We start from the raw sequence: 1,773 nt of genomic DNA, 5'->3' as shown, positions 1-1,773 counted from the left end.
GATTTTGTTGGCCGATTCGGTTCACGCGGCTAGGCCGAGTTCAGCGCCGAGTCGTTCCAGGCGAGAGGCGCGGGTGCCGCGGATCGGGATGTCGGTCCACCAAGCGTCCAGGCGGATGAGGTTGATCGCGGTGGCGGTCAGCAGATGCGCGAGTCGGGTTTTGGGCAGTCCTCGATAGCGGGTGCGGCGGATTCCGCCTGCCCGGACGGCTTGGGAGATCGTGCCTTCGATCCCGGCCCGAACGGCGTAGCACTCCTTCCACGCCTGGGTCTCCTGCTCGCGGCGGCGCTGGTCGAGGATCTTCTGCTGGGCGGCGGGTAGCAAGGTCAGGCTGCGCCCGTAGCGGTGACCGTCGGCCTTGGTGCAGGAGGCGCGCAGTGGGCAGGGTCCGCAGTCAGTGATTGCGAAATGTACCCGGGTGATCGGTGTCCCGTTGGGTTTGCGCTGGTCGGACCAGGAGACACTGGTCGCGCCACCGGGGCAGGTCGCCGTGCGTGCCTGCCAGTCGATGGCGAACGCCTCCTGGCCCAGCCCCTGCTTGGCCGTGGCATGGGTATCCAGGCCGACCGGCCCCAGCAAGTCGATCGCCTTCTCCTGGCGGGCGGTCAAGATCAGCGTGGCGGTGACGTAGCCCGCGTCCACCACGTGGGTGCCGGGCCCCAGCCCCCGCCCGGCCAGATCGAGGTGGATCTGCTCGGTGACCTCGCTGTCGACCACGGTGGCATCGGTCGTATGCACATTGGTGATCAGGTGCGGCTGATCGGGCTCGCAGGTCTCGCTCAGGTGCACCTTGTAACCGCACCAGCCCGCACCACGCTTGAGACCGTAATGAGCATCGCGGTCATAGGGCGAAGACAGCCGTACTCCGGCCGGCGGGAGATCGTTGCCCTCCCGCCAGCGCATCCCCTTGTCGTCGCGGTGATACTGCTGGATCCAGGCCACCCGCAAGGTCTGGACCGCGGGGATGGCCCGCAGCCAGTGCGGGGCATCACCCGCGTGGATGGCCTCCAGCAGGGCAAACCCATCCTGTCCCACCGTGGTGGCCCACCGGGTGCGCGCATCCTCCCCTTTGGGAAAGCGGTAGGAGTCCACTCGACGCCCATAGCGTTCGATCCACTCGGGGGCAACCACCTCCGCCAACCAGCCGGGAGCGGCAACGGCCAGCGCCTCCAGCGCAGCCCGCAACGTCTCCCCGACGAACTCCATCCGGTTCAACGTCCGCACCGCCGCCAGAACGTGCGTGGAATCGGTCCGCTGCCGTCCACCGGCACGCAGCAGCCCCAGCTCCGAGCAGCGATCCAGCAGCAGATCGAAGACCCTGGCCTCGATCCCGTGCTCGATCAACCGGTCCCGAAACTCGCTGAGCACCGAGAAGTCGAACCCCGGGTCGGTCAGCTCCAGGGCCAGGGCGTATTTCCAGTCGATCCGCCCGCGCACCGCATCGGCGGCCTGCCGGTCGGTCAGCCCCTCGGCGAACTGCAGCACCGTCACCAGCGCCAGCTCACCAGGTGCCCGCCCTGGCCCGCCCCGACGCGGGAAGGCATCGGCGAACTGCTCGTCGCTGAACAGCACACCCAGTTCATCGCGCAACCGGATGGCCAGACATCCCTTGGGGAACGCCGCTCGCGCCACCGCGACGGTCGCCTCGGGGATCTGAACAGCGGATCTAGGGCGCAGAGACACGACGGAACCTCCTCCATCCTGTCCGCGGCCCGAGTCCCCTCAGCGTCTCCCGCGACCCGGTAATCATCAACCGAATCGGCCAACAAAATC

The 1,773-nt window shown here is 68.0% G+C and carries 1 protein-coding gene; it reads right to left on the bottom strand.

Features of this window, described 5'->3' with window-relative positions:
• Positions 1-21: 21 nt before the first annotated feature.
• Positions 22-1,683 carry an IS1182 family transposase gene (locus tag ABZ260_RS50705; protein ID WP_355633050.1) on the bottom strand — a complete coding sequence of 554 codons (1,662 nt, stop codon included), beginning with the start codon at positions 1,681-1,683 and terminating at the stop codon, positions 22-24.
• Positions 1,684-1,773 lie beyond the last annotated feature (90 nt).

The organism is Streptosporangium sp. NPDC006013, from assembly GCF_040614275.1.
Classification (GTDB): domain Bacteria; phylum Actinomycetota; class Actinomycetes; order Streptosporangiales; family Streptosporangiaceae; genus Streptosporangium.
The sequence above is the reverse complement of the archived record's forward strand: the minus strand, read 5'-3'. Positions and strand labels throughout refer to the sequence as shown.